Origin of the sequence: Pseudosporangium ferrugineum, assembly GCF_003002065.1 — a bacterium.
Lineage (GTDB): Bacteria > Actinomycetota > Actinomycetes > Mycobacteriales > Micromonosporaceae > Actinoplanes > Actinoplanes ferrugineus_A.
Genome location: NZ_PVZG01000013.1, coordinates 125,748 through 151,626, shown reverse-complemented (window position 1 = coordinate 151,626; position 25,879 = coordinate 125,748). Strand labels below are relative to the sequence as shown.

General features: G+C 72.9%; 32 protein-coding genes. 15 read left to right on the top strand and 17 right to left on the bottom strand.

Annotation, left to right across the window (positions count from 1 at the left end; all coding sequences use genetic code 11):
• Positions 1 to 2: 2 nt before the first annotated feature.
• A complete protein-coding gene (locus CLV70_RS25815; RefSeq protein WP_106129181.1) occupies positions 3 to 752 on the top strand; it encodes a HipA family kinase in 750 nt (249 codons plus the stop codon).
• Positions 749 to 1,126, top strand: coding sequence for a DUF3037 domain-containing protein (locus CLV70_RS25810; RefSeq protein ID WP_106129280.1), 378 nt, complete (start codon positions 749 to 751; stop codon positions 1,124 to 1,126). Before CLV70_RS25815 ends, CLV70_RS25810 begins: the two co-directional genes overlap by 4 nt.
• On the opposite strand, the gene CLV70_RS25805 is transcribed toward CLV70_RS25810, so the two are convergent.
• The gene (locus CLV70_RS25805; RefSeq protein WP_106129279.1) at positions 1,123 to 1,998 is read right to left on the bottom strand and encodes a transglutaminase-like domain-containing protein; all 876 of its coding nucleotides are present in this window, start codon (positions 1,996 to 1,998) and stop codon (positions 1,123 to 1,125) included. The genes CLV70_RS25810 and CLV70_RS25805 overlap by 4 nt on opposite strands.
• Positions 1,999 to 2,048: 50 nt before the next feature.
• Between CLV70_RS25805 and CLV70_RS25800 the strand changes: the two genes are divergently transcribed.
• From CLV70_RS25800 to CLV70_RS25790, 3 genes are read left to right on the top strand one after another with little or no spacing between them, the layout of a single operon-like run.
• Positions 2,049 to 2,372: a PadR family transcriptional regulator gene (locus CLV70_RS25800; protein ID WP_106129180.1), complete on the top strand. Its 324-nt coding sequence runs from the start codon at positions 2,049 to 2,051 to the stop codon at positions 2,370 to 2,372.
• The gene (locus CLV70_RS25795; protein WP_106129179.1) at positions 2,369 to 3,184 is read left to right on the top strand and encodes an ATP-binding cassette domain-containing protein; all 816 of its coding nucleotides are present in this window, start codon (positions 2,369 to 2,371) and stop codon (positions 3,182 to 3,184) included. Before CLV70_RS25800 ends, CLV70_RS25795 begins: the two co-directional genes overlap by 4 nt.
• Positions 3,181 to 3,867 (top strand): hypothetical protein, encoded by a 687-nt coding sequence (locus CLV70_RS25790; protein WP_106129178.1) that lies wholly within the window; start codon positions 3,181 to 3,183, stop codon positions 3,865 to 3,867. Before CLV70_RS25795 ends, CLV70_RS25790 begins: the two co-directional genes overlap by 4 nt.
• A 1,193-nt stretch (positions 3,868 to 5,060) precedes the next feature.
• Here the strand turns inward: CLV70_RS25790 and CLV70_RS25785 are convergent.
• A complete protein-coding gene (locus CLV70_RS25785) occupies positions 5,061 to 6,020 on the bottom strand; it encodes an SDR family NAD(P)-dependent oxidoreductase (protein WP_245908457.1) in 960 nt (319 codons plus the stop codon).
• Positions 6,021 to 6,099: 79 nt separating this feature from the next.
• On the opposite strand from CLV70_RS25785, the gene CLV70_RS25780 reads away from it, so the two are divergent.
• On the top strand, positions 6,100 to 7,167 hold the full coding sequence (locus CLV70_RS25780) for an ATP-dependent DNA ligase (RefSeq protein ID WP_106129176.1): 1,068 nt from the start codon (positions 6,100 to 6,102) through the stop codon (positions 7,165 to 7,167).
• Between the two features lie 123 nt (positions 7,168 to 7,290).
• Positions 7,291 to 8,865, top strand: coding sequence for an alpha/beta hydrolase (locus CLV70_RS25775; RefSeq protein WP_425440222.1), 1,575 nt, complete (start codon positions 7,291 to 7,293; stop codon positions 8,863 to 8,865).
• On the opposite strand, the gene CLV70_RS25770 is transcribed toward CLV70_RS25775, so the two are convergent.
• Entirely contained in the window at positions 8,795 to 9,271 is a 477-nt protein-coding gene (locus CLV70_RS25770; protein WP_106129175.1) for a potassium channel family protein, read from the bottom strand. The genes CLV70_RS25775 and CLV70_RS25770 overlap by 71 nt on opposite strands.
• A gap of 65 nt (positions 9,272 to 9,336) precedes the next feature.
• On the opposite strand from CLV70_RS25770, the gene CLV70_RS25765 reads away from it, so the two are divergent.
• Positions 9,337 to 9,789: a GNAT family N-acetyltransferase gene (locus CLV70_RS25765; RefSeq protein WP_106129174.1), complete on the top strand. Its 453-nt coding sequence runs from the start codon at positions 9,337 to 9,339 to the stop codon at positions 9,787 to 9,789.
• On the opposite strand, the gene ligD is transcribed toward CLV70_RS25765, so the two are convergent.
• From ligD to CLV70_RS25750, 3 genes are all read right to left on the bottom strand, one after another.
• Entirely contained in the window at positions 9,779 to 10,816 is a 1,038-nt protein-coding gene (gene ligD / locus CLV70_RS25760) for a non-homologous end-joining DNA ligase (RefSeq protein ID WP_106129173.1), read from the bottom strand. The genes CLV70_RS25765 and ligD overlap by 11 nt on opposite strands.
• Positions 10,817 to 10,889: 73 nt before the next feature.
• Entirely contained in the window at positions 10,890 to 11,441 is a 552-nt protein-coding gene (locus CLV70_RS25755; protein WP_146164158.1) for an LPXTG cell wall anchor domain-containing protein, read from the bottom strand.
• A gap of 91 nt (positions 11,442 to 11,532) precedes the next feature.
• Positions 11,533 to 12,006, bottom strand: coding sequence for a PH domain-containing protein (locus CLV70_RS25750; protein ID WP_106129171.1), 474 nt, complete (start codon positions 12,004 to 12,006; stop codon positions 11,533 to 11,535).
• 69 nt (positions 12,007 to 12,075) lie between these two features.
• On the opposite strand from CLV70_RS25750, the gene msrB reads away from it, so the two are divergent.
• Positions 12,076 to 12,483: a peptide-methionine (R)-S-oxide reductase MsrB gene (msrB, locus tag CLV70_RS25745; protein ID WP_106129277.1), complete on the top strand. Its 408-nt coding sequence runs from the start codon at positions 12,076 to 12,078 to the stop codon at positions 12,481 to 12,483.
• Positions 12,484 to 12,524: 41 nt separating this feature from the next.
• On the opposite strand, the gene CLV70_RS25740 is transcribed toward msrB, so the two are convergent.
• The 7 genes from CLV70_RS25740 to CLV70_RS25710 form a co-directional block, all read right to left on the bottom strand.
• Positions 12,525 to 12,920, bottom strand: coding sequence for a hypothetical protein (locus CLV70_RS25740; RefSeq protein ID WP_106129170.1), 396 nt, complete (start codon positions 12,918 to 12,920; stop codon positions 12,525 to 12,527).
• Positions 12,917 to 13,396, bottom strand: coding sequence for a dihydrofolate reductase (locus CLV70_RS25735; protein WP_106129169.1), 480 nt, complete (start codon positions 13,394 to 13,396; stop codon positions 12,917 to 12,919). Before CLV70_RS25735 ends, CLV70_RS25740 begins: the two co-directional genes overlap by 4 nt.
• A complete protein-coding gene (locus tag CLV70_RS25730) occupies positions 13,393 to 14,190 on the bottom strand; it encodes a thymidylate synthase (protein ID WP_106129168.1) in 798 nt (265 codons plus the stop codon). Before CLV70_RS25730 ends, CLV70_RS25735 begins: the two co-directional genes overlap by 4 nt.
• Positions 14,191 to 14,261: 71 nt before the next feature.
• Positions 14,262 to 14,513: a hypothetical protein gene (locus CLV70_RS25725; RefSeq protein WP_106129167.1), complete on the bottom strand. Its 252-nt coding sequence runs from the start codon at positions 14,511 to 14,513 to the stop codon at positions 14,262 to 14,264.
• Between the two features lie 74 nt (positions 14,514 to 14,587).
• Positions 14,588 to 14,794 (bottom strand): DUF397 domain-containing protein, encoded by a 207-nt coding sequence (locus tag CLV70_RS25720; protein WP_106129166.1) that lies wholly within the window; start codon positions 14,792 to 14,794, stop codon positions 14,588 to 14,590.
• A gap of 59 nt (positions 14,795 to 14,853) precedes the next feature.
• Positions 14,854 to 15,459 (bottom strand): NAD(P)H:quinone oxidoreductase, encoded by a 606-nt coding sequence (wrbA, locus tag CLV70_RS25715; protein WP_106129165.1) that lies wholly within the window; start codon positions 15,457 to 15,459, stop codon positions 14,854 to 14,856.
• A 72-nt stretch (positions 15,460 to 15,531) separates the two neighbouring features.
• The gene (locus CLV70_RS25710) at positions 15,532 to 15,807 is read right to left on the bottom strand and encodes an isoamylase early set domain-containing protein (RefSeq protein ID WP_106129164.1); all 276 of its coding nucleotides are present in this window, start codon (positions 15,805 to 15,807) and stop codon (positions 15,532 to 15,534) included.
• Between the two features lie 74 nt (positions 15,808 to 15,881).
• Here CLV70_RS25710 and CLV70_RS25705 point away from each other — a divergent pair, with 74 nt between their 5' ends.
• Entirely contained in the window at positions 15,882 to 16,325 is a 444-nt protein-coding gene (locus CLV70_RS25705) for a GNAT family N-acetyltransferase (RefSeq protein WP_106129163.1), read from the top strand.
• On the opposite strand, the gene hemQ is transcribed toward CLV70_RS25705, so the two are convergent.
• The 3 genes from hemQ to hemE form a co-directional block, all read right to left on the bottom strand.
• Positions 16,326 to 17,030: a hydrogen peroxide-dependent heme synthase gene (gene hemQ / locus CLV70_RS25700; RefSeq protein WP_106129162.1), complete on the bottom strand. Its 705-nt coding sequence runs from the start codon at positions 17,028 to 17,030 to the stop codon at positions 16,326 to 16,328.
• The gene (locus tag CLV70_RS25695) at positions 17,027 to 18,424 is read right to left on the bottom strand and encodes a protoporphyrinogen/coproporphyrinogen oxidase (RefSeq protein WP_425440220.1); all 1,398 of its coding nucleotides are present in this window, start codon (positions 18,422 to 18,424) and stop codon (positions 17,027 to 17,029) included. Before CLV70_RS25695 ends, hemQ begins: the two co-directional genes overlap by 4 nt.
• A 121-nt stretch (positions 18,425 to 18,545) precedes the next feature.
• Entirely contained in the window at positions 18,546 to 19,589 is a 1,044-nt protein-coding gene (gene hemE, locus CLV70_RS25690) for a uroporphyrinogen decarboxylase (RefSeq protein WP_211303879.1), read from the bottom strand.
• A gap of 76 nt (positions 19,590 to 19,665) precedes the next feature.
• Here hemE and CLV70_RS25685 point away from each other — a divergent pair, with 76 nt between their 5' ends.
• On the top strand, positions 19,666 to 20,235 hold the full coding sequence (locus tag CLV70_RS25685) for a DUF3000 domain-containing protein (protein WP_106129159.1): 570 nt from the start codon (positions 19,666 to 19,668) through the stop codon (positions 20,233 to 20,235).
• 6 nt (positions 20,236 to 20,241) lie between these two features.
• Here CLV70_RS25685 and CLV70_RS25680 read toward each other — a convergent pair whose 3' ends face one another.
• Complete coding sequence (locus CLV70_RS25680; protein ID WP_106129158.1) at positions 20,242 to 21,219, bottom strand: S1C family serine protease; 978 nt, start codon at positions 21,217 to 21,219, stop codon at positions 20,242 to 20,244.
• Positions 21,220 to 21,384: 165 nt separating this feature from the next.
• Between CLV70_RS25680 and CLV70_RS25675 the strand changes: the two genes are divergently transcribed.
• From CLV70_RS25675 to CLV70_RS25660, 4 genes are all read left to right on the top strand, one after another.
• The gene (locus CLV70_RS25675) at positions 21,385 to 22,701 is read left to right on the top strand and encodes an HRDC domain-containing protein (protein WP_106129276.1); all 1,317 of its coding nucleotides are present in this window, start codon (positions 21,385 to 21,387) and stop codon (positions 22,699 to 22,701) included.
• Between the two features lie 147 nt (positions 22,702 to 22,848).
• A complete protein-coding gene (locus CLV70_RS25670; RefSeq protein ID WP_106129157.1) occupies positions 22,849 to 23,433 on the top strand; it encodes a SigE family RNA polymerase sigma factor in 585 nt (194 codons plus the stop codon).
• Positions 23,363 to 24,520, top strand: a complete 1,158-nt coding sequence (locus CLV70_RS25665; protein WP_146164157.1) for an acetyl-CoA carboxylase biotin carboxyl carrier protein — start codon at positions 23,363 to 23,365, stop codon at positions 24,518 to 24,520. The genes CLV70_RS25670 and CLV70_RS25665 overlap by 71 nt, the downstream gene beginning before the upstream one ends.
• 160 nt (positions 24,521 to 24,680) lie before the next feature.
• Positions 24,681 to 25,877: a thiolase family protein gene (locus tag CLV70_RS25660; protein ID WP_106129155.1), complete on the top strand. Its 1,197-nt coding sequence runs from the start codon at positions 24,681 to 24,683 to the stop codon at positions 25,875 to 25,877.
• The last annotated feature ends 2 nt before the right edge of the window (positions 25,878 to 25,879 follow it).

The window sequence follows — 25,879 nt, the reverse complement described above, 5'->3', positions numbered from 1 at the left end:
GCGTGCTGCCCGAGGTCACCGCCGTCCGATACGTCACCCCGCTGCGGGAGGGCGGCTCGCTGCCCGGCATCGTCGAGGCCGACAACCTCGGCACGTACGTCGTGAAGTTCCGCGGCGCCGGTCAGGGCCCCAAGGCGCTGGTCGCCGAGGTCGTCTCCGGCGAGCTGGCCCGGCGCCTCGGCCTGCCCGTGCCGGAACTCGTCGTCGCCCAGCTCGACCCGGTGGTGGCCCGCGCCGAGCCCGACGAGGAGGTGCAGGAGCTGATCAAGGCCAGCGCCGGCGCCAACCTCGGCATGGACTACCTGCCCGGCTCGCTGGGCTACGACCCGGTCGCCCACCCGGTCGAGGCGGAGCTGGCCTCCCGCGTGCTGGTCTTCGACGCGTACGTGGAGAACGTCGACCGCAGCTGGCGCAACCCCAACCTGCTCGTGTGGCACGGCGATCCGTGGCTCATCGACCACGGCGCGACGCTGTACTTCCACCACAACTGGGCGCGGGCCGCGAACGTCGTGCACCGCGCGTACAAGTGGGACGATCACGTGCTGAAGCCGTACGCGACCGCCGTGCCCGCGGCAGCCGCCGACCTCGTCCCCCGGCTCACCGCGGACCTGCTCGACGAGGTGCTGACGCTGGTCCCCGACGAGTGGCTGGCCGAGTTCGACTTCGACAGCGCCGGCGACGCCCGCGCGGCGTACCGCGACCACCTGCTCGCGCGGGCGGCGGCACCGGCGGCGTGGGTGCCGGCCCCATGAGAGTCCCGTACGAGTACGCGATCATCCGCGCCGTCCCCCGCGTCGAGCGCGGCGAGCTGATCAACGTCGGCGTGGTGCTCTACTGCCAGCGGCTCGACTTCCTCTGCGCCCGTACGCACCTGCACGAGCAGCGCCTCCTCGCCCTCGACCCGAACGCCGACCTCGACAACATCCGCGCCGCCCTCAAGTCCTGGGAGATCACCTGCGCGGGCGGCACCGACGGCGGCGCGGCCCGCGAGCTGAAGCAGGGCGAACGCTTCCGCTGGATGGTCGCCCCCCGCAGCACGATCCTCCAGGCCGGCCCGGTCCACATGGGTCTGGCCGAGAACCCGGACGCGGAGCTGGACCGGCTCGTCGCCCTGCTCGTGCACTAGGCCCGCGCGGCCAGGTCCACCTTCGTCACCGATCCGCGCGGGGACTCGCTCACGATCGCCGGGCCCGGGTGCAGGCGGTCGTCGGTGGCGTACCACCCGGCGAGCCGGCGCTCGGCGGCCTCGTCACCGGCGTCGGCGGCGACGAGCAGCGCGGCCACCTCGTCGATCAGCCCCAGGTCGCCGTCGAGATCGTGCGACATGGCGCCGAAGCGGTCCCACAGCAAGAGCTCGTCGCCGTACCGGTGGGCGGCCTCGTGCAGCACGTAGTCGCGGATGAACCAGCCGCCGCCGATCGGGACGCCGGGGCCCACGCCGTACGTCGACGGGTCGAGCTCGCCGCGCCGGAACGCCTGCCAGACCCGCGACGCCGGCACCAGGCCGCCGTCGGCCAGCGGCACGTCCAGCGGGTCCACGGGCAGGCCGGCGGCCGGATCGAACTCGGTGTCCGCGGCGATCCACCGGGAGCCGTCCCACCACTCGGTGATCACGTGGTCGACGTGGAACTCGGGCTGGAGGTAGTCGGCGAACCCCACCCGGCTGCGCGCGGGCACGCCGTGCAGCCGCAGCGTCGCCACGGTCAGCAGGGTGAAGTCGCGGCAGCAGCCCACGACCCGCTCCTCCGGCGCCCGTTCCCGCGCGAGCGGCACGCCCGGGAAGCGCCGCTGGTCGTGACCGATCATCCGGTCCACCCAGCGGCTCTCGATCTCCTCGAGCCGGTCCGGCGGGAAGTCGAGGCCGCCGCGATAGTGCACGAGCACATTGCGGACGACGGCACCCAGCTCCGGCACGGTCGCGGGCAGCGCCGAGACGAGCTGTGCGTACGCCCGCGGATCCGAGTAGGCGGTCTGGCGGCGGTGATCGCGATCGGCCATGGCCGAAGTCTGCACCACCGGCACTAGGTAGTGGTGCTACCTTGTCTCGTGTGGAGCGGCGGCAGCAGTGGTTACGCGGGGTGCTCGACCTCTGCGTGCTCGGCGCGCTGACCCGCGGGGAGTCGTACGGCTACGAGATCGGGCAGCGGCTCGAGGCCGGCGGGCTCGGGCCGATCGCCGGGGGCACGCTCTATCCGGCCCTGCTCCGGCTGGAACGCCTCGGCCTGGTCGTCGCGGACTGGCGGGCCGGGGACGGCGGACCGTCCCGCAAGTACTACCGGCTCAGCGCGGAGGGCAAGGCCACGCTGGCGTCCGCCGGCGCCGACTGGGCCGTCTTCGTCGGCAACGTCAACGCAATCATGGAGGTCCCGTGACCGTCGATGACTGGCTCGCCGCGTTCGCGGCCGAGCTGCGCCGCCGCCGGGTCGATCCGGCCGCGCTGGTGGCCGAGGCCGCGACCCACCTGCGCGACAGCGGCCGCGCCCCGCTCCAGGTCTTCGGACCGCCGGCCGCCTACGCCGTCACCCTCGTCGACAGCCTGCGGGGCGCGACCGCCGAGCTGCGTCGCGCACCGTCCGGCGAGCCGCGCCTCGAGGCCACCAAGATCATCAAAAGGTACGGCCGCAGCACCGTCCTCCACGGCGTCGACCTGCGCGTCCACGCCGGCGAGACGGTGGCGATCATCGGCGCGAACGGCTCGGGCAAGAGCACCCTGCTGCGCATCTGCGCCGGCCTCATCTCCCCGGACTCCGGCCACGTCCGCATCCGGGGCACGCTCGGCTACTGCCCCCAGGACGGCGGCACCGCCGACTTCCTCACCGCCGACGAGCACTTCGTCCTCGTCGGGGCGGGACGGGGCTCGTCGCGTACGGAAGCGAGAGCGCAGGGCCGCACGGCCGCCGCGGCCCTCGACTGGCCCCGGCCCGGCACCTCCGGGGTGGCCCGGCAGCTGTCCGGCGGCACCCGGCAGAAGCTCAACCTGGTCCTCGCCGGCCTCGGCGACCCCGACGTCCTGCTGCTGGACGAGCCCTACCAGGGCTTCGACAACGGCAGCTACCTCGACTTCTGGCAGCAGGTCTGGCGCTGGCGCGACGCCGGCAAGGCCGTGGTCGTGGTCACCCACCGCCTCGGCGAACTCGACCGCGCCGACGCGGTCCTCGACCTGACCCCGGGGAGCCCCCGATGAGAATCCTGACCGTCGCCGAGATGGCCCTCCGCGAGATTTCCCGCCGCCGCGGAGTCCTCATCCTGCTGGCCCTCCTGCCCCTCGCCTTCTACTACAGCCGCCGGGGCGAGGCCTACTGGCAGTCGGTCCGCTTCGTCTCCCTGGGCATCGGCTGGACCCTCAGCACGGCAGCCCTCTTCGCCGGCAACGCGGCCCGCACGATCGAACCCCGCCTGCGCCTCTCCGGCTACGCCACCCACGAGCTCTACCTGGGCCGCCTGGCCGCCCTGTGGACGGTAGGCCTGACCCTGATCGTCCCGTACTTCCTCCTCATCCGCCTCGACCTCGACGTCCGCTACGGCGCGGTGGCCCTGATCCTGCTCCTGACGGTGGCGGTAGCGGCACCGTTCGGCCTGGCCCTGAGCGCCCTGCTCCCCCGAGAACTCGAAGGAATGCTGGTCCTGCTCACGGTGGTAGCAATGCAAATGATGCTCGACCCCGAAACAACGGTGGCCCACGCCCTCCCCTTCTGGTTCTCCCGAGAAATAGGCACCTACGCCATCGAGAACCCCGCCGACCCGCACCTCATGACCCGAGGAACAATCCACGCCACAATAACGCTGGCAGTGCTGATATCCATGGTGGCAATAACCTCAACAATACGCCTCCGCCGCCGCCCCCATATGTCTCTGGCCGCGCAGTAAGGGTCGCAGCATCCACGACCCCCCGGCCCATGCCAACGGTGGAGCACGCACGGGTGGAGCGGCGCACGGGTGGAGCGGCACACGCTCGGTGCGCGGCACGCACGGGTGGAGCACGTGACGACGGCGGGGCACGTGCTGAGTGCGCGGCGCGCACCGGCCGCTCGGCAGAGGGCGACAGCCAGGACCGAAGAGCTGCACGGATGGACGGCGCGGCACGCGCTCGCGGGACTGTAAGTGTGCGCGGCGGGGGCACCGCGTGACGCGCGGGTGCCGCGTGACCCGCGAGCACTGCGCGACCCGCAGGCACTGCCCGACCCGCAGGCACTGCCCGACCCGCAGGCACTGCCCGACCCGCAGGCACTGCCCGACGCGTCACCGGGACGGGACGTGTCGGTCTGCCGTGCTCCCCATCCCTGCGGGCGCCCACCGGCTGAACTGGTGTTTTCCCCACGCCGAGAGCCGGCTGGGGTGCACACGCCTGCACCCTCTCGGTCGACGGCTCGGGCATCGTCTCGGGTCGGGTGCCGGGTCCAGGGGTAGCCGGTGACGGGACCCGGTCACGCTCAGGCATGGTCGCCTCGGCCGCCAAGCCGTCGCCGGCCCGGGCGAGCCCGTCGCCCGCCCGAGCGACCCCGTCCCCCGCCGGAACGACCCCGTCGTCCACCCGAGCGAGCCCGTCCTCCGCCGGAACGAGCCCGTCGCCCGCCCCAACGAGCCCGTCGCCCACCCGGGCGAGCCCGTTCCCCGCTCCAACGAGCCCGTCGCCCACCCGAGCGAGCCCGTCCCCCACCCGAACGAGCCTCGGCGGCGAGGCGATGGCCGCCGCGTCGTCGGCCCGGTCGCGGAGGCGGCGTAGGCGTTCGGCGTGACGGCGGCGCAGGCCCCAGGCGCGGTGCCGCTCATGCGCGCGACGAAATGCTTCACCCGCGGGAGAATGGGAGCGGGACGCGCCGTGCTCGCGCATTCCCGCCATCTGCGCACCGGTGAAGAACTGTAATTGCCGCACTCCAGAATTATCCCGCCCTCCCCTCGGGGCATCCAAACCAGGAATGTGCCATTATCGTTGTTGCGCCGCAGCGGCCAGGAGCAAGCCGCAGCGGCCAGGAGCAAGCCAACAACGGCCACGAGCAAGCCACAACGGCCAGGAGCAACCGGCCGGGGCGGTGAGGGAATTGCCGACGGCCGCACAGGGGCTATCGGCGCATGCCGCGGCGTATCGCCAGGGCCGCCCCGCCGGTCACCGCCACGGCGGCCACAGCGGCCGCGCCCACCGCCGCCCCCACCGCCGTGCGTCCCAGCCGGGCCGGCCCACCCCCGTGGCGGGGCCGGCTGGAGAAGACGTTGCCGTCGTCCGGCGGCGCGGGCAGGCGGCGGGACAGCCCCAGCCGGCCCATCAGTGGCCCGACCAGGACGTCGTACACCGGCGGCAGCGCGCTGAAACCGAATTCGATGAAGCGGTTCGTCGCCCCCACGCTGAGGGAGCGGCGGGGGTGGCCGGCGAGGCGGACCACGGCCTCTCCCATCCGCTCGGCGGTGTCGACCGGGGGCGGCGGACGGCCCACGAAGCCGGCGTAGTTGGCCGCGCTGGTGTAGATGGGCGTGTCGACGCTGCCGGGGACGAGTTCGCAGACGTGGATGTCCGGGGCGTCGAGGGTCTCCTGCCGGAGCGTGCGGGTCAGGGCGCGCAGGCCCCACTTCGCGGTCGAGTACGCCGCCATGTTCGGTGCGGTGATGTGCCCGACCAGGGAGCTGGTGAGGATCAGGGTGCCCCGGGCCTGGGTGCGGAAGACCCGCAGCGCCGCCCGCGCCACGTTCGCCGCGCCGAGCAGGTCGGTGGCGATCACCTTCTCGAAGACGTGCGGTGGCAGATCCTCGAAGCGGCCGTACGCCATCACCGCCGCCGTGTCCGCCCAGACGTCGATGCGGCCGAAGCGGGCCAGGGCGGCTGCGGCCAGGGCTTCGACCTCCGTGCGTACGCTCACGTCGGTGGGGACGACGAGCACGTCGCCGCCGCATTCCGCGGCCACCTTCTCCAGGTCGGCGAGGCCGCGGGCCGCGAGGACCAGCATGTCGCCCCGTGCGGCGAAGGTCAGCGCGGCGGCCCGGCCGATCCCGCTCGACGCGCCCGTCAGCACCACCACCCGTGCAGTCATGGCCCACCGATACCCCGTGGAACGGCAGTTTCACGGCGTGGGCCGCGAGAATCCGGGCGGGAGCGGGGAGACTGGCGGGATGGACCTGCCGATCAACCCGCCCGTGAAGCCGATGCTCGCGAAGCCGGTCGCCGAGATCCCGCCCGGGCAGCTCTACGAGCCCAAGTGGGACGGGTTCCGGTCGATCGTCTTCCGGGACGGCGCCGAGGTGGAGATCGGCAGCCGCAACGAGAAGCCGATGACCCGATACTTCCCCGAGGTCGTCGAGGCGGTCCTGGCGAACTTCCCGGCGAGATCGGTGATCGACGGCGAGGTCATCGTCGCCGACACCGCGCGCAACACGCTCGATTTCGAGGCGTTGCAGCAGCGCATCCATCCCGCGGCGAGCCGGGTGAAGCTGCTCTCCGAGCAGACCCCGGCCGGCTTCGTCGCCTTCGACCTGCTGGCGCTCGGCGACGAGGACCTGACCTCGCTGCCGTTCGCCGAGCGGCGCGCCCGCCTGGTCGAGTGCCTGGCCGGGGCGAAGCCGCCGGTCTACGTCACCCCGGCCACCGACGATCTGGAGACCGCGCGCCGGTGGTTCGCCGAGTTCGAGGGCGCCGGGCTGGACGGGCTCATCGCCAAGGGCAAGGACCTGGGCTACGAACCGGACAAGCGGGTCATGAGCAAGATCAAGCACAAGCGTACGGCGGACTGCGTCGTCGCCGGCTACCGCGTACACAAGTCCGGCGACAACCGGATCGGCTCGCTGTTGCTGGGCCTGTACGACGAGCGCGACGTGCTGGTGTCCGTCGGCGTGATCGGCTCCTTCCCGATGGCCGTGCGCGAGGAGCTCTTCGCCGAGTTGCAGCACCTGGTCACGACGTTCGAGGGGCACCCGTGGAACTGGGCGGCGCACGAGTCGGGCGAGCGGACCCCGCGCAAGAACGAGGTGAGCCGCTGGAACGCCGGCAAGGACCTGTCGTTCGTGCCGCTGCGCCCGGAGCGGGTGGTCGAGGTGCGCTACGACTACATGGAGGGCGTACGGTTCCGGCACACCGCCCAGTTCGAGCGGTGGCGGCCGGACCGGGAGCCGCACTCCTGCACGTACGAGCAGCTGGAACGGCCGGTCCGGTTCAACCTGGCGGACGTCCTGACGAGCCGCTGAGGGATTCTGTCAGAACCACCGCGTAGCCTCGTGCGCGGAAACCGCCGTCGGAAACGAAGGCCGCGGGAACCGCCGCCGCACCGGGTGCGGCGGGGACTGCCGCCGGAAGAAAGGCCGCGCACTGTGCCGCGTACCCCCCGCCTGGTCCTGGCCGCCCTGCTCGCCGCGGTCGTCATGACCGCCGGCTGCACGCTGCCGGTCTTCTCGCCCGAGGACAACGACGGTGCGACGCCGCCGCGGACCAGCGGCAGCAAGGCGCCGCCCGCGGTTCCCGGCACCCAGGCGCAGTGGACCCCGTGCCCGGAGGTGCCGCAGGAACTGGTCGGCCGGGGCGCTCAGGGCATGGCGTACGACTGCGCGTCGGTGGCCGTGCCGGTCGACTGGAACGCACCGCAGAGCGGCGGCACCTACGACGTGGCGATGATCCGGGTGCGTGCGAAGACCCAGCGGGACCGGATCGGCTCCCTGCTGATCAACCCGGGCGGCCCCGGCGGTTCCGGCATCGACACGGCGATCTACCTCTCCTTCGGCCAGGCGCTCGGCGGGCTGCCCACGGAGATCACCGACAAGTTCGACCTCGTCGGCTTCGACCCGCGGGGCGTCGGCCGGTCCAGCCCGGTGAAGTGCATCAGCGACGCCGACCAGGACGCCACGTTCGCCGCGCCGCCGGACCCGACATCCGACGCCGATTTCCAGCGGATCGTGGATCTCAACAAGCGGGTGGCGGAGGGCTGCGGCCGCAAGTACGGCGACCAGCTGGTGAACTTCAGCACCGAGCAGGCGGCCCGGGACATGGACGCGCTGCGCGCCGCGGTCGGCGACGCCAAGACCACCTACCTGGGATTCTCGTACGGCACCCTGCTCGGCGCCACGTACGCGCAGCTGTTCCCGGGCAAGGTCCGCGCCCTGGTCCTCGACGGCGCGGTGAACCCGAAGCAGGACTTCATCGCCGGCTCGGAGTCGCAGGCGAAGGGCTTCGAGCGCGCGTTCACGAACTTCACGCGGTGGTGCACCGCCACCCCGGACAAGTGCCCGATCGCCCCGGACGCGCGGAAGGCGGTGACCGACGCGCTGGCCAAGGCGGCGGCCTCCCCGGTGCCGGGCGACGACGGCCGCGACGCCACGCCCGGCTGGATCTTCGTGGCGGTGATCTCCTCGCTCTACAACGAGGCCGGCTGGCAGCAGCTCGCCAAGGCCGTCGACCGGTTGCAGGGCGGCGACGCGAACGGCATCTTCGACCTCGCGGACCAGTACGCCGACCGCAAGCCGGACGGCAGCTACTCCAACCTGTTCGACGCGAACCTGGCCGTGAACTGCGCGGACACGGACGAGGCGCCCTCGGTCGAGCGGATCCGCCAGCTCCAGGGCGAGTGGCGCGCGAAGTATCCGCTGTTCGGCGCGGCGCTGGCGATCGGCATGCTGCCGTGCACGTTCTGGCCGGGCAAGAAGGACCCGTACCCGGTCGGGGCGGCGACGGGGGCCCCGCCGATCGTGGTGGTGGGTACGACCGGCGACCCGGCGACGCCGTACGAGAACACCGCCGAGCTGGCCGGCATGCTCGGCACCGGGCAGGTGCTGACCTGGGAGGGCGAGGGCCACACCGCCTATCCGGCCACGCCGTGCATCGTCAGCGCCGTGGATCAGTATCTGATCGGTCTGAAGGTGCCGGCGAAGGGGCTGCGCTGTCCGGCACGCTGACGCCCTCGCGCTCCGCCAGCTCCTCGAGGAGCCGGCGGACCCGGCGCAGGTTGTTCTTCAGCTCCTCCTGCTCGTCGTGCTTGAACGCGTCGGTGTCGACGATCAGCTTGCTGGCGAAGTGCGCGGTGATCAGGGGGACGACCACGAGCACCATCAGCGAGATGAGCATCGCCGCCATGATCCGCGCCTGCCACGACTCGGGCGAGATGTCGCCGTACCCGACCGTGGAGGCGGTGACGACCGCCCACCACAGGGCGTCGCCGAAGGACACCTTCTCGAAGATGTCGTAGAGCACCGAGCAGATGACGATCAGCATCAGGTACGACAGCATGAGCGTCCGCGGCGAGTTGGCCAGGTACACCAGCCCGCGGTAGACGTGCCGGAAGGGCAGGAGCAGCAACCGCATGGCGTCATCGTGCCCGGGGTCCGGCGCCGCGCGGCTCAGCCCGACGGGCGTGTCAGGATGTCCGCGTGGCTGACCTGATCTTCCGCGCCGCGGTGCGCGACGACGTACCCGTGATCCTGGACCTGTACGACGGCGGCCGGCTCCCCCGGCCCGGGGAGCCCGAGCCGTCGGAGGCGGCGTACCTGGCCGCGTTCGAGGCGATCGACGCCGATCCGCGCAACGAGCTGATCATCGCCGAGCTGGACGGCGAGATCGTCGGCACCTTCCAGCTGACCTACATCCCGTCGCTGAGCCGCCGCGGCGTCGAGCGGGTGACGATCGAGGGCGTCCACGTCCGCGCGGACCGGCGCGGGCAGGGCCTCGGCCGGCGGATGATGGCCTGGGCGCTCGACCGGGCCCGGGCGCGCGGCTGCGGCCTGGCGCAGCTCACCAGCGACAAGCGCCGCACGGACGCGCACCGCTTCTACGCGTCGCTGGGCTTCCACGCGACGCACGAGGGTTTCAAGATCATTCTGTGACGTCCCAGTTCGCGGGGTTCAGCTTGCTGGGCTGCACCCGGGGTGGCTCGCCCGGCATCTTGGGGTGGTCGGGCGGGTAGGGCAGGTCGCCGGCGCCGGCCCTCTCGTCGCGCGCCGACCATTCCAGCAGCGGCGTGATGTCGTGTGCCACGTCGTCGATGGCCGCGTGCGGGTCGCCGATCCGCGCGAACCGGGCCGGCACCGTCCGCAGGTCGAAGTCGTCGGGTTCGACCGCGGGCAGCTCCGACCAGGTGACCGGGGCCGAGACCGTGGCCCGGGCGTTCGCCCGCAGCGAGTACGCGCACGCGATCGTCCGGTCCCGTGCCATCTGGTTGTAGTCGAGGAACACCCGCTCGCCCCGCTCCTCCTTCCACCACGACGTGGTGATGCCTGCGGGGTTGCGCCGCTCGATCTCCCGCGCCAGCGCGATGGCCGCCCGGCGCACCTGCACGAAGGACCACTTCGGCTGAATCCGTACGTAGATGTGCACGCCCCGGCCGCCGGAGGTCTTCGGGTAGGACGCCCAGCCCAGCTCGTCGAGCACCTGCCGGGCGACGCCGGCGGTGGCGACCACGTCGGCGAAGCCGGTGCCGGGCTGCGGGTCGAGGTCGAGGCGCAGCTCGTCGGGGTGGTCGGGGGCGTCGCGGCGTACCGGCCAGGGGTGGAAGACGATCGTGCCCATCTGGGCCGCCCAGGCCACGTGCGCCAGGTCGGCCGGGCAGAGCTCGTCGGCCGTGCGCCCGCTCGGGAACGTGATCGTCGCGCTCTCCACCCACGGCGGCACGCCCCGGGTGGAGAGGCGCTTCTGGAAGAACATCTCCCCCTCGATGCCGTCGGGGAAGCGCTGCAGCGTGGTGGGCCGGTGGTGCAGGGCCCGCATGATGCCGTCGCCGACCGCGAGGTAGTACTCGAAGACGTCCCGCTTCGTGTAGCCGCGCTGCGGGAAGCAGACCTTGTCGGGGCTGCTCAGCCGTACGGAATGACCCGCGATCTCGATCTCTTCGGCGGGCGACCTGGAAGCTGCCATGCGATGACCTTAAGCCGGAACGGCGGCGGCCGTCCCCTCCGCGCGGAGGGGACGGCCGTGGCGGAGCGGAACGTCAGGCGTGGCGACGACGCCGGGTGTAGAAGACGGCGCCGGCACCGGCCGCCACCATGAGGGCACCGATGGCCATCGTCATCCCCATCGGCGCACCGGTCTTGGGCAGGGTGCCGCCGGCGCTGACGCCGCCCGGGGTGGTCTCGCTGGGCGTGGCGGCCGGCGAGGTGACGGGCAGCTCGCCGCCCGGCGGGACGGTGTCGACGCTCGCGGTCGGGGTGGCCGGCGTGGTGGTCGCCGGGGTCGTCGTCGCCGGGGTGGTGGGCGTGGTGCGCGACGGCGTCGGCGAAGCGGTGGGGCTCTCGCCGCCGTAGCCGCCGTTGCCGCGGGTCGGGCCGGTGGTGGCCGCACCCGGCGTGCCGCCGTACCCGTAGCCGCAGTCCTCGTCGCGCTGCCCCTCCGCGCACGGGGTCGTCATCACGGCGGGGCGCTGGGCGCGGGCCGCGGCCTCGTCGCCCGCCGCCGCGGCGGGCGTCCCGGCCAGCGCCAGGGCGGCAAGGACGGTGACGCCCGCCGCGGGCAGTACGGCGGCCAGTCGGCGCGTCAAACTCATGAGGAGCATCCGTTCTGTTGCTGTAAGTCCGTCTCGGTCCGGTGGGAGTTTAGCGCCTTCTGCCCTTTTTGCACGTAACGCCCCCCTTTTCTCACGAGGGAACTCCCCCGAATCTGTGGCTGCGCCAGAGGTGGGACAGCGCGAAGACCTTGAGCTCGAACTGGGGATCCGCGGCGAACAGGCCCCCGCTGTAGGGCGCCTGCAACCGCACGGACGCCCCGGAGTCGAGATAGACCGAGACGACCGTACGGGCACCCCGCCGCTCCGCCCGCACGTCCACGACCCGGCTCCACGGCTGCACGCCCGCCCCGAACGGGGTGACCGTGCGAATCCCCTCGGCCCCGATCTCGGTACGCACCCGCGGCCGCAGCAGCACCCCGCCGAGCGCACCCAGCACCGGCGGCCCGGCGGCGAGCCACGGCCAGACCCACGCCGGCGGCGCGGCGGAGTCGGTCAGGACCAGGACCACGGCCGTGGCCAGCACCGCCGCGGCGGCGAGCAGGCCGAGATAGAGGCCGTGCCCGAGGGCCTGCTGGCGGGTGGGCCGGAATCGCGCAGCATCCATGCAAGCTCAACGGCCCGGGGTACGCCCGCCCGCCGCACTCCCGGTGCGCTCCGACGTACCGTGGAGGGCATGGCAACCGAGGAGACCACCCTGCCCACCACCGAGGACGAGTGGCGGGTCCGCCTCAGCCCGGACGAGTTCCGGGTCCTGCGGCAGGCCGGCACCGAGGCACCCTGGTCCGGCGAGTACGTGAACACCAAGACCGAGGGCATGTACCACTGCCGCGCGTGCGGCGCGGAGCTCTACCCCAGCGACACCAAGTTCGACTCGCACTGCGGCTGGCCGTCGTTCGACGACGCCATCCCCGGGGCCATCAGGGAGATCGACGACCACAGCCACGGCATGGTGCGGACGGAGATCCGCTGCGCCCGCTGCGACAGCCACCTGGGCCACGTCTTCCGCGGCGAGATGATGACCGCGAAGAACACCCGGCACTGCGTGAACAGCCTCTCGATCAGGCTGGACCCGAAGGCCTGACGAGCGCCCGGCGCCGGACCGGGGTCACCGGCCGGCGCCGGTCAGCCGCGCGGGCGCAGCACCGCGTCGGTCGCCACGGCCACCACCACGGTCCCCGCCGCCATCCCGAGCGCCACCAGGACGCCGCCGATCACGAAGAGGCCGCTGTCGTCGGCCATGGCGGCCTGCACCGTCCAGGCCAGCGAGAACGCCAGGGTCATCGCCGCCGCCGCGTACCAGCGCGGGACGCCGGCGACCACCGCGAGGACCAGCAGCACCACGAGGGTCAGCAGGCAGCCGGCCACCTGCGGCACCGTGTACGGCCCCGACTCCACCAGCGTGACCGGGTCGACGTCCTTCTCCGTGTCACCGCCGAGGAAGACCAGCCAGGTCAGCACGGTCGCGGCGGCGAGCACGAGCGCGCCGGTCAGGGGCCGCCGGGCGAAGAGTGATCTCATCCGGCCGCGAGGTCCTCGACGAGGTAGCGGACACCGTTCTCCGCCGTCTGCCACTCCCCGGCCGCGGTGACCCGCCACTGCGGGCCGAGCCGCGGCGCGTACGTGTCGCCCTCGACCTCCAGGTCGATCCGGGTGCGGACGATATGCCCCGCGTGCGGCAGCAGCGCCGTGTAGACCGCCTCGCCGCCGATCGCCCAGAAGTCGTCGTGCTTCTCGAGCAGCTCCTGCACCGAGTGGACCGGGGTCGCGCCGGGGGCCGCCCAGCCGGGGCGCCGGGTCAGCACCACGTTGCGGCGGCCGGGCAGCGGGCGTACCCGCTCCGGCAGCGAATCCCAGGTGGCCCGGCCCATCACGACGGTCGCGCCCATGGTGCGGTCCTTGAAGATCCGCTGCTCTCCCGGGACCCGCCAGGGTATGCCGCCGGCCGCGCCGATCACGCCACCCCGGGCCTCGGCCCAGATGAGGTGGATCGTCATACCGCCACCGGGGCGCGCAGGGCGGGGTGGTGCCGGTAGCCGGTCACCGTGAGGTCCTCGTAGCGGTAGTCGAAGAGGGACGGCGCCGGCGCCAGCTCCAGCCTCGGGAACTCGTACGCCTCGCGGGACAGCTGCTCGCGCACCTGGTCCACGTGGTTGGAGTAGACGTGGCAGTCGCCGCCGACCCAGATGAAGTCGCCCGGCTCGAGCCCCACCTGCGCCGCGATCAGGTGGGTGAGCAGCGCATAGCTGGCGATGTTGAACGGCACGCCCAGGAACATGTCGGCGCTGCGCTGGTAGAGCTGGCAGGAGAGGCGGCCGTCGGCGACGTAGAACTGGAACATCGCGTGGCACGGCGCCAGGGCCATCTCGGACAGCTGGCCGACGTTCCAGGCCGACACGATCATGCGGCGGGAGTCGGGGTCGCGGCGCAGGGTGGCCAGCAGGTCGGTGATCTGGTCGGCGTGGCCGCCGTCCGGCGTGGGCCAGGACCGCCACTGCTTGCCGTAGACCGGGCCGAGCTCGCCCCTGTCGTCGGCCCACTCGTCCCAGATGGTGACGCCCTGCTCGCGCAGCCAGGAGACGTTGCTGTCGCCGCGCAGGAACCACAGCAGCTCGACCGCGACGGACTTGAAGTGCACCCGCTTGGTGGTGATCAGCGGGAAGCCGCGGGAGAGGTCGTAGCGCAGGCGTTCACCGAAGAGGCTGACCGTGCCGGTGCCGGTGCGGTCCGCCTTGGGGACGCCGGTCTCGAGAACCCGGCGGAGCAGCTCTTCGTACTGGGTGTCGGCCATGGCCGACACCGTAACGCGTTCCGCCGCCCGGGGCGGCTACCACCCCGGGCGAGCTGGAACACACCTCGCACTCAATGCGACCAGGACTCGCTCATCGCGGAGATCTGCTGGTTGAGCTGGGCCAGGTCCCGGTTCGGCTCGTCGGTCTTCTTCGGCTGCTCGGCCTTGAAGCCGAGCTGGGTGCCGAGTTGCTGCCAGCGATCGAACAGGATGGCCTCGATCAGCACGTCCTTGACATCGTCGTGTGCGGCCTTGAGCTCCGTAAAGGCAGTCTCGTACCGCTCCACCTTTTTCAGCAGTTCCGAACGCTCGTGATTGGTCATGTCCGCACAGTAGCGAGAAATGAACCTTCTTCGGGTTGATATCCGCAAAAGCGGGCGATGCCCGGGTTGACCCGCTAGAGGTCGAACTCCCCGTCCTTGGCGCCGCCCACGAACGCGTCCCATTCGGCCGGCGTGAAGAAGAGGACATCGCCGTCCGGGCGGCGGGCGTCACGGACCGCCACCCCGTCGTCCAGGAGGGCGACCTCGACCGCCGACTCGTCGGACGATGCACTGCGGCGCCACTGTGCGCCGCTCAGGTTCAGCTCGAACTTGTTGACCACGGCGGACAGTGTGCCAGCAGGTCAGAATGCATTTCAGCCGAGGTGGCGGGCCCCGGCGGTCAGCCCGCGAGCTTGCCGGCGACCCGGACGATGCGCTGTGCCAGGTGGTCGAGCGCGGCGAACTGGACGTCGGTCAGCGGTGCGTCGTTGGTGCCGCCGGTGACGTGGGAGACGCCGTACGGGTTGCCGTCGGCGAATTTCAGCGGATCGGTGTACCCGGGAGCCACCACGACGCCACCGAAGTGGTAAATCGTGTTGTAGAGCGCCAGCAGCGTCGACTCCTGGCCGCCGTGCGCGGTCATCGAGGCGGTGAAGCCCGCGTACGCCTTGTCCGCCAGCAGCCCCTGCCCCCACTGCGGGCCGAGCGTGTCGATGAACTGCTTGAGCTGGCTGGCGACGTTGCCGTACCGGGTCGGCGTGCCGAACAGCACCGCGTCGGCCCACACCACGTCGTCGGCGGTGGCCTTGGGCTCGTCCTTGGTGCGGTCGAAGTGCTGGCTCCACGCCGCGTTCGACGCGATGGCCTCCTCCGGCGCCAGCTCGGGCACCTGGCGCAGGCGTACCTCGGCGCCGGCCTTCTCGCCGGCCTGCTGCAGCCGCTCGGCCATGCCGTGGATCGTGCCCGTGGACGAGTAGTAGATGACGGCCAGCTTGACGTTAGCCACGAGGGCCCCTTCCGTCGTTGATAGGATCGCCAACAAACGTAGGGAAGTTCCCGGGGCCCCGCGGGTGAAACGTCAGAGAAGCAGTTCGCTGCCCTGCGGGCCCACCGCGTCCGCGTGGTCGTCGTCCATCCAGACCCCGTCGCTGGCGAGGTAGCGGAACCGGTAGTGGCCGGGGTCGAGCCGCAGGGTCACCGTACGCATGCCGTCCTTGCGGACCTTGAGCTCGTGCAGCCCGGGCTGCCAGTCGTTGAACGTGCCGACCACGCTGACCGGGCCCTCCGGGGTGTCCCGGGGCAGGCAGAACGTCACCCGGGTCTTGTTGCCGAACAGCTTGCTCCGCTTGATCATCCGCGCGCCCCCAATGCCGGTCTCCGCAGGGACCAACGGCCGGGGACGCGAGAAGTGACGCATAAGATTCCCGGGTGCCTCCGGAACCCCGCGAAGAGATCCGGGTGGCGTCGTTCCGCGAGCTCGGCGTCACCACCCTGTACGCGATCCTCAAGCTGCGCGTGGACGTGTTCGTCGTCGAGCAGCGGTGCCCGTACCCGGACATCGACGGGCGGGACACCGAGGCCGCCACCCGGCACGTCTGGCTGGCCCGCGGCGACGACGTGCTGGCGTACCTGCGGATCCTGGACGACGGCGGGGTCGAGCGGATCGGCCGCGTGGTGACCGCGCCGCAGGCCCGGGGCAAGGGGTACTCGGGCCGGCTCATCGAGCACGCCCTCGCCGTCATCGGCGACCGGCCCGCGGTGCTCGGCGCGCAGGCGCACCTGGCCGGCTTCTACGGCGGCTTCGGCTTCGAGATCTCCGGCGACGGGTACGTGGAGGACGGCATCCCCCACGTACCGATGCGACGGGGTTGATCAGGGCAGCGCCGCGACGATCTCGCTGACCGAACGGCGGCGGCCGGTGTAGAACGGCACCTCCTCGCGCACGTGCCGGCGGGCGCCGGAGGCCCGCAGGTCACGCATGAGGTCGACGATGCGGTGCAGCTCGTCGGCCTCGAACGCCAGCATCCACTCGTAGTCGCCCAGCGCGAACGCGGCGACGGTATTGGCTCGCACGTCCGGGTAGCCGCGGGCCATCCGGCCGTGCTCGGCGAGCAGGTTGCGGCGCTCCTCGTCGGGCAGCAGATACCACTCGTACGACCGCACGAACGGGTACACGCAGATGTACGGCCTCGGCTCCTCGTCGGCGAGGAAGGCGGGCAGGTGGCTCTTGTTGAACTCGGCCGGCCGGTGCAGCGCCATCTGCGACCACACCGGGGTCAGGTGCCGGCCCAGCCCGGTACGCCGGAACAGCCCGTACGCCTCCTGCAACGCGTCCGGCGAGCCGGAGTGCCACCAGACCATCACGTCGGCGTCCGCGCGCAACCCGGCGACGTCGTACGTGCCACGCACCGTCACGTCCTTGCCCGCGAGCTGCTCGAACAGCGTGTCGACCTCGCCGGCCAGCCCCTCGCGCAGCGCCCCCAGCGGCTCCGAGGCCCGGAACACGGACCACATCGTGTAGCGGATCGTCGAGTTCAGCTCGTTGATCCGGGCGGCGTTGCTCTGCGGCTCGCTCATCGCTCCTCCAGGTATTTCAGGACGTCGTCGGCGGCGGTCTCGCCGCTGGCCACGCACGCCGGGATGCCGACGCCGTCGTACGCGGCGCCGGCCAGCGCGAGGCCGGGCCGGTCGCCGAGCGCCGCCCGGGCGAGGGCGACGCGGTCGAGGTGGCCCGGTGCGTACTGCGGGAGTCCCCCGCCCCAGCGCTGCACCCACGACGCCACCGGCGGCGGCAGCTCCCCGCCGATGAGCCGGCCCAGCTCGGCGTGGGCGGTCGCGGTCAGCACCGCGTCGTCGTGCTGGAGCGTCTCCTCCTCGCCGGCCCGGCCCAGCGAGGCGCGCACGATCACCGGGCCGTCCTCGCGGGCCAGATGCGCCCACTTGCGGGTGAAGAAGGTGGCCGCCTTGACCAGGGTGCCCTCGGTCGGCGGCACGAGGAAGCCGGACAACTCGGGCAGCGGCGTGCCCGGGGGCAGGGCGAACGCGGCCAGCGCGACGCTCGCGTAGTCGAGCGCCTCGATCTCGGCGGCGGCGGAGAGGTCCACCCCGGCGATCATGCGGGCGGCGGGACGGGCGGGCACGGCGAGCACGACCGCGTCGACGTCGTCGGTCTGCGGCTCGGGGACCGGGCCGAGCAGGAGCCGCCACCCGTGCGCGGTGCGGGTCAGCTCGCGCACGGGCAGGCCGAGGCTGATCCGGGCCCCGCTCGCGGCGGCCGCGGCGCCGATCAGCCGGCCCATCCCGCCGTCGACCGCGGCGAAGATCGGCCGGCCGGGCACCCGGACCGAGGCGGCCTGGGCGGCCCGGACGGCGGCGGCGAGGGTGTGCTCGGCGCGCGCGGTGCGGGCCAGGGCGGGCATGGTGGTGGCGAGGGACAGCTGGTCGGCGCGGCCCGCGTACACGCCGCCGAGCATGGGGTCGACCAGCCGGTCGGCGATCTCGTCGCCGTAGCGGGCCCGGACCAGCGCGCCCACCGCGACGTCCTCGTCCTCGCCGAGCAGCGGGCGGCCGTCGTCGGGGTCGGCGCCGGCGACCGGCCGCGCGACCGTCCCCAGCAGGCCGGGATCCCCGGGTACGCCCATGAGCGTCCCGGCCGGCACCTTCTCGAGCCGTCCGCCGATGGCCAGGGCGGCCGGGACCGGGGCCGGGTGCACGAGCGAGTCGCCGAGGCCGAGCCGGCGGGCGAAGCGCACCGCCGCGGACTCCTCGCCGCCGGGGGCGCCCATCAGGAACGACTCGGCGCCGCGCTCGACGGTGATGCCCGCGAGCTCACCGGTGCGCAGCTTGCCGCCGAGCCGGCCGGACTGCTCGTACACGATGATCTCGGTGTCGGCGGGCGCGCGGTCACGCAGGCGCACGGCGGCGGCCAGCCCGGCTATGCCGCCGCCGACGATCGCCACCCGCTTCCGCACGCGTTCCACCCTGACAGGTTCGGTCGTCCCCCGGCCACCGGGGTCGTTCGATGTGAGCGGCACGGCACCACCCTGCCGGGCCGTCAAGATCGGATACCAGGGCCGAAGGTCCCCCGCCCGCTCAGGCGCCGGCCGAGTGGACCAGCGACACCAGGCGGGTGAGCACGTCCGGGTCGGTCTCGGGCAGGACGCCGTGGCCGAGGTTGAAGACGTGCCCGCGGGCCGCCCGGCCCTCGGCGATCACCCGGCGGGCCTCCCGCTCGACGACCTCCCACGGCGCGAAGAGCACCGCCGGGTCCAGGTTGCCCTGCACCGAGCGGTCCGGCCCGACGACGGCCGCGGCCCGGTCGAGCGGCGTGCGCCAGTCGACGCCGACCACGTCCGCCCCGGCCTCGCCCATCGCCCCCAGCAGCACCGCGGTGCCCACGCCGAAGTGGATGCGCGGCACGCCCGCGCCGGCCAGCCCGGCGAGCACCCGCGCCGAGTGCGGCAGGACGTACTCGCGGTAGTCGGCCTCGGAGAGCGCGCCGGCCCAGGAGTCGAAGAGCTGGATCGCGCTCGCCCCCGCCCCGGTCTGCACCCGCAGGAAGGCGAGGGTGATGTCGGCCAGGCGGTCGCAGAGCGTGTGCCAGAGCTGCGGGTCGCCGTACATCATGGCCTTGGTCTTCAGGTACGTCCGCGACGGGCCGCCCTCGATCAGGTAGCTGGCCAGCGTGAACGGCGCACCGGCGAAGCCGATCAGCGGGGTCGCGCCGAGCTCCGGCAGCAGCAGGCGGACCGCCTCGTCCACGTACGCGACGTCGCCCGGCTCGAGCGGCCGCAGGCGCGCCACGTCGGCCGCGGTACGGATCGGGTCGGCGACCACCGGCCCGGTGCCCGCGACGATGTCGAGGTCGATCCCGGCGGCGGCCAGCGGCACCACGATGTCGCTGAAGAGGATCGCCGCATCGACGTCGTGGCGGCGCACCGGCTGCAGCGTGATCTCGGTGACCAGGTCGGGACGGCGGCAGGACTCGAGCATGCCCACGCCCTCGCGGATCTTGCGGTACTCCGGCAGGGACCGGCCCGCCTGCCGCATGAACCAGACCGGGGTGTGCGGCACGTCCAGGCCGCGGCAGGCGCGTACGAAGGCGGAATCCGCGGGAGAGTTGGTCACCCGCGCCATCGTGCCACGTGAGTGAACGGGGCCCTGCGGCGCGCCGCGCGCGGACGTGAGGCAGTGATCGGCATAGGCTTCCTCCATGGCGCCCACGTCCGCTGCACCCGAGGCGTTCACCCGCGCGGTGGCCGGGTTGCGGGCGACCGCCCCGCGCGAGGAGATCCTGCTCGAGGAGATCGCGGCACCGCAGCGGCTCGCTCCGTACGCCTTCGCCCTGAGCGCCACCGTCCTGCGCGACGGCGACGAGGTGGCCAGCGGCCGGCTGATCCTGCTGCACGACCCGGCGGGGCACGAGGCGTGGCGCGGCAACCTGCGCCTGGTCACGCTGATCACCGCCGAGCTCGAGGCGGACCTGGCCGGCGACCCGCTGCTGCCGGCCGTCGCGTGGACCTGGCTCACCGACGGCCTGGAGCAGCACGGCGCCGCCTACACCGCGATCGGCGGCACGATCACCCAGACCACGTCGACCCGCTTCGGCGAGCTGGCCGGCCCGGCGCCGACGGCCGACCTGGAGATCCGCGCCTCCTGGACGCCGACCTCCGACGACCTCGGCGCCCACCTGCAGGGCTGGTGCACGATGCTGGCCTCCACGGCGGGCCTGCCCCCGCCGGGCGTGACCACCTTCAACCGCCACCGCGCCGCGGCGCCCTGACCCGCCTCAGCACACCTTGAAGGCGTCGCAGGCCGTCTTGATCGGTACGGCCAGCCCGATGCCCTCGGCGTCCCGGGCCTTCGCCGTGGCCAGCCCGATCACCTCGTCGGCGGCGTTCACCACGGGCCCGCCGGAGTTGCCGGGGTTGATCGGCGCGTCGAACTGGATCGAGGGCCCGTCCGCGTCGGCCGGCCGGTAGGCGCTCACCACCCCGGTCGTCACGGTGTCCTCCAGCCCGAGCGGCGCGCCGACGACCACGACCTGCTGGCCGGGCTTCACCGTCCCCGGCGCCGGTTCCAGCCCCGCGACCTCGCGGTTGGCGCGCAGCAACGCCAGGTCCTCGCCCTTGCTGACCTTGACGATGGTGGCCGACAACTCGTCGCCGCCGCGCTCCAGGAACACCTTCCGGTCGCCGGCCTCCCACACCGACTCGACCACGTGGAAGTTCGTCAGCAGGTTGGCCTTGCCCTTGCCGGCCCGGTCGCCGACAGAGAAGGCCGTACCCGTGAAGTTGCCGGCCCGGACCCGGAAGACGCTCGGCAGCACCGTCGACGAGATCGCCTCGGGGTCGAAGACCCCGGCGAGCTGCTTCTCCAGCCGGTCGGCGCGCTTGGCCAGGTCGGACTCGCGCTGCTGGGACGCCGCGAGCCGCTCGCCGAGCCGGCCGTCGGCCCGGTCCAGCCGCCACATCATGAAACCGCCGCCGGCGAGCAGCAGCAGGACCAGCAGCATCGGCGCGAGCCGGCCGCGGCGGCGCGCCTCGGGATCGGCCACCACCGGGTACGGCGCTCCCCCGGCCGGTGAGGGCAGGTAGGGCCCGTCGTGGCGGGCCGGGCGCGGATGACCCACCCGGGGCGGCAGCGGCGCCGGCGGCCGGGCGGCGGTCGCCCACTCGCCGGAGGGGTGGTCGGGCAGGCTCAACAGCGGATCCTGCGGCGGCCGGCGCTGACCCGGCATCCCGAAGGGATCGTAGGCGGTGGTCATGAAACTCCCGGGTCGGCGGGCGTGCGCTTCCGGGAGGTAGTACGCACGGAACCGCCCCCGCGGACGGGTCCCGGGCATCCATTTTCCGCAATGAAGTCGATCGAGCTCCGACGCGCCGGTACCCGGCTGCACACGCGGGGGGATGCATCCCCGTACGGTTACGGTGTGACCGACGAAGCACCCCTGCCCCGTCGGGACACGCCGGACCACGAAACCGACGGACCGCACGACGTGCCGCCCGACCCGACGTCTGGCGGTCCCGAGCCTGCCCGCGCCTCCGTTCCCCTGACCGCGCCCCGTGAGGGCACGCCCCGCCCGGTGGAGTCCGCCGGCGAGCTGGCGGAGGTCGTCGCCCGGATGGCGGCCGGCTCCGGGCCGGTCGCCGTCGACGCCGAGCGGGCGTCGGGCTACCGCTACACCCAGCGGGCCTACCTGGTGCAGCTGCGCCGCGAGGGTGCCGGCACGGTGCTCATCGACCCGATGCCGCTCGACGACCTGGGCACCCTGGACGCCGCGCTCGCCGACACCGAGTGGGTGCTGCACGCGGCCAGCCAGGACCTCGCCTGCCTCGCCGAGATCGGCATGAAGCCGCGGCGGCTGTTCGACACCGAGCTGGCCGCGCGGCTGGCGGGTTTCGAGCGGGTCGGCCTGGCCGCCATCACCGAGCAGCTGCTCGGCTACTCGCTCGAGAAGCACCACTCCGCCGCCGACTGGTCGACCCGCCCGCTGCCCGAGTCGTGGCTCACGTACGCGGCCCTGGACGTCGAACTCCTCACGGACCTGCGCGACCGCCTGGCCGACGAGCTGGAACGCCAGGGCAAGGCGGAGTGGGCGGCCGAGGAGTTCGCCGCCCTGGTGGCCGGCGCCGACCGGCCTCCGCGTACACGTCCCGACCCGTGGCGGCGCACGTCGGGCATCCACCGGGTCCGCGGCGCCCGCGCCCAGTCCCGGGTCCGCGCCCTCTGGTACGCCCGCGACGGCGTGGCGGCCCGCCGCGACTCGGCGCCCGGCCGGGTGCTGCCCGACTCGGCGATCATCGCGGCGGCCGAGCTCGACCCGAAGGACGAGCGCACCCTGCTCGGCCTGCCCGGCTTCGGCGGCCGCTCGGTGCGCCGGCTGGCCCGGGTGTGGCTGGACGCCCTGGACGCCGCCCGCGCCCTCGGCGACGACGAACTGCCGGTCAACCAGCCGGTCGAGGGGCCGCCCCCGCCGCACCGCTGGGCCGAGCGCGACCCGGTCGCCGCGGCCCGGCTGCAGCGCTGCCGGCAGATCGTCATCGGTACGGCGGAGGCGCACACCCTGCCGCCGGAGAACCTGATCAGCCCGGACTTCATCCGCCGCCTGGCCTGGTCGCCGCCGGCCGAGGTGACCCCGCAGACGATCGCCGACACCCTGCGCGGCTTCGGCGCCCGCAACTGGCAGGTCACCCTCATCGCCGACGGCCTGGCCAAGGTCCTCCCCGACCCGGCGCCCGCCGCCTGATCCCACCCCCGCCACGCGCCGACCGGGTCCACCCGGCCGGCGCGTGTTCGTCGGTGCTCTTGCCCTCGCCGCCAGAATGAGGCCACTCGCGTGCAACCCCGCGAGCGCCGCCCTGGCTCCTTATGGCGACGAAGGGAGCACGACCGAGTGGAAACGAAGAACGCGGAGGAATTCCGCGAGTTCGTCCGCGGACGGTTCGAACCGCTGCGCGCGCTCGCCTATGTGACATGCGGTGACTGGCAGACCGCCGAGGACGCCGTGGCGGGTGCCCTGGCCCGCCTCTATATGCGCTGGGACAAGGTGGCGGCGCCGGACGCGTACGCCCGGACGATGGTCGTCCGGGCAGCGATCCGGGAGAAACGCCGGCCCTGGCGGCGGGAGCGCTCGGCCGGTGACGCGCTGCCCGACGTGGCCGGCCCCGATCCGTCCGGCGACGTCGACGAGCGGCTGCGACTGCGGGCCGCGCTGAGCCACGTACCGAAACGGCAGCGGGCGGTGCTCGTCCTGCGGTTCCTCGAGGGCCTGAGCGTCGAGGAGACCGCGGAGATCCTCGGGTGCCGGCCCGGGACGGTCAAGAGCCAGAGCGCCCGAGGACTCGACACGTTGCGGACCGTCCTGGCCGCCGAGGCAATCACCCTGCACACTTTCGAGAGGAACGGCCATGTCCTACCACATTCAGGACGTGTTGAAGTCGGTGCAAGAGGCCGCACCGGCACCGCACACCACCACTGACGACATCATCGCCCGGGCCCGCCGGAGCCGGACCCGCCGGACCGCCGCCACGGTCGCCGGCAGCGCGGTGGCCGGCATCGCCGCGGTCACCGTCGCGGTGAGCGCGGCGGCCACCTCGGGCGCGTCCTCGTCCGGTTTCGGCGCGGCGGGCCAGCCGAGCGGGTCCGCACCGGCCCAGCCGGCCGTCTCGGCACCCGCACCTCAGGTGTCGGCGCCGGCGCCGCTGCCGGTCAAGCGGATCGACTTCGTCACCACCCTCACCGGCTACCGGACCGGGGCGTACCACGCCGGGCCGCCCGGCCTGGTCACCGCGGGCTTCCAGGAGCTCCCGGTCTATCGCGACGGCGAGACCTGGCCCGGGGACGACGGGGTCAAATACCCGCTGGCCACCGGAACGATCACCGCCTACCGGGCGAAGCTCTACAAGCCGGAGTCGTTCGCCTTCGACGAGAGCGCGACGCAGAAGCCCGGGAAGCGGTACCCGATCACCGTCGAGGGGCGGCCCGGGTTCGGCATCGACCTGACCTACATCTCGCCCGCCGACGGCACCAAGAAGTGGGTCAAGACGGCCCTGGCCTGGGAGTACGCCGACAACGCGTGGGCCACGTTCGTGCCGCGGGACGGCCAGGGGGCCGTGAGCCGGGCGGACGCGCTGAAGATCGCGGGCGGCCTCACCCTCGGCGCCAAGCGCGAGGTGAAGGCGCCGTACCGGTTCGGTTACCTGCCCGAGGGCTGGCAGGTGGTCGGGGCCGAGCAGACCGACGCGGACACCAGCAACCGGGTGTCGACGGTGTACCTGCACCAGGGCCCGATGGCCGACCCGGTCACCCGGGTCGACGAGCTGCCGCCGCGCACCATCAAGATCGAGGTGTCGAAGGGCAAGCTCAAGAACGCCTCGCTCGCGGGCAAGGACGGCGTGCACTGCTACACCGCCCGCGCCAACTGCGTGATCGTCCGCGGCGACCACCTGATCGATGTCGTCGATCTGGACGGCGCGCTCGGCAACGCCCAGGTCGAGCAGCTGACCAGGGGCCTCCAGCCGGCCGATCCGGCCGCCCAGGGCACGTGGGTGAAGATCGACAAGTAGGCAGCACGGAAGACGGCCTGGCGGAACCCCCTCCGCCGGGCCGTCGGCATGCCGCGAACCTCGCACCGGTCGCACAGCCAGGTCAGTAGCCTTAGTTCCTTACCGGCGAGTAACATTGGCCCGTCAACGCCCTGGGTTCACGCCTGCAAGGAGGCTTGTTGTGCCCCGAGTAAGTCGCGAGGTCGTCTTCGTCGACGGCGTCCGCACCCCGTTCGGCAAGGCCGGCGGCATGTACGCCGAGACCCGTGCCGACGATCTGGTGATCCGGTGCATCCGTGAGTTGATGCGCCGCAACCCCCAGCTACCCCCCGAGCGGGTCGACGAGGTGGCCATCGCCGCCACGACCCAGATCGGTGACCAGGGCCTGACCATCGGCCGTACCGCCGCCCTGCTGTCCGGCCTGCCCAAGACCGTTCCCGGCTACGCCATCGACCGGATGTGCGCCGGCGCGATGACCGCGGTGACCAACGTCGCGGGCGGCATCGCGATGGGGGCGTACGACGTCGCCATCGCCGGCGGCGTCGAGCACATGGGCCGGCACCCGATGGGCGAGGGCGTCGACCCGAACCCGCGGATCCTGGCCGAGAAGCTCGTCGACCCGTCCGCGCTCGTCATGGGCGCCACGGCGGAGAACCTGCACGACCGCCTGCCGCAGATCACCAAGGAGCGGGCCGACGCGTTCGGGCTCGCCTCGCAGGAGAAGACGGCGAAGGCGTACGCGAACGGCAAGCTCCAGCCCGACCTGGTGCCCGTCGCCGTCCGCAGCGCCGAGGAGGGCTGGGGCCTGGCCACGGCCGACGAGGCGCCCCGCGAGACCTCGATGGAGAAGCTCGCCGGCCTGAAGACCCCGTTCCGCCCGCACGGCCGGGTAACCGCCGGCAACGCGGCCGGCCTCAACGACGGCGCCACGGCGGCGCTGCTGGCGAGCGAGGACACCGCCCGCGAGCTGGGCCTGCCCGTCGCCATGCGGCTCGTCTCGTACGGATTCGTCGGCGTCGAGCCGGAGGTCATGGGCTACGGCCCGATCCCGTCGACCGAGAAGGCGCTGCGCCTGGCCGGCCTGACCATCGACGACATCGGCCTCTTCGAGCTGAACGAGGCGTTCGCCATCCAGGTGCTCGCGTTCCTCGACCACTTCGGCATCGCCGACGACGACCCGCGGGTCAACCCGTGGGGCGGTGCGATCGCGATCGGCCACCCGCTCGCCTCCTCGGGTGTCCGGCTGATGACGCAGCTCGCGCGCCACTTCGCCGAGCACCCCGAGGTGCGCTACGGCCTCACCGCGATGTGCATCGGCATCGGCATGGGCGGCACCGTGATCTGGGAGAACCCGAACTGGGAGGGGAACGACAAGTGACG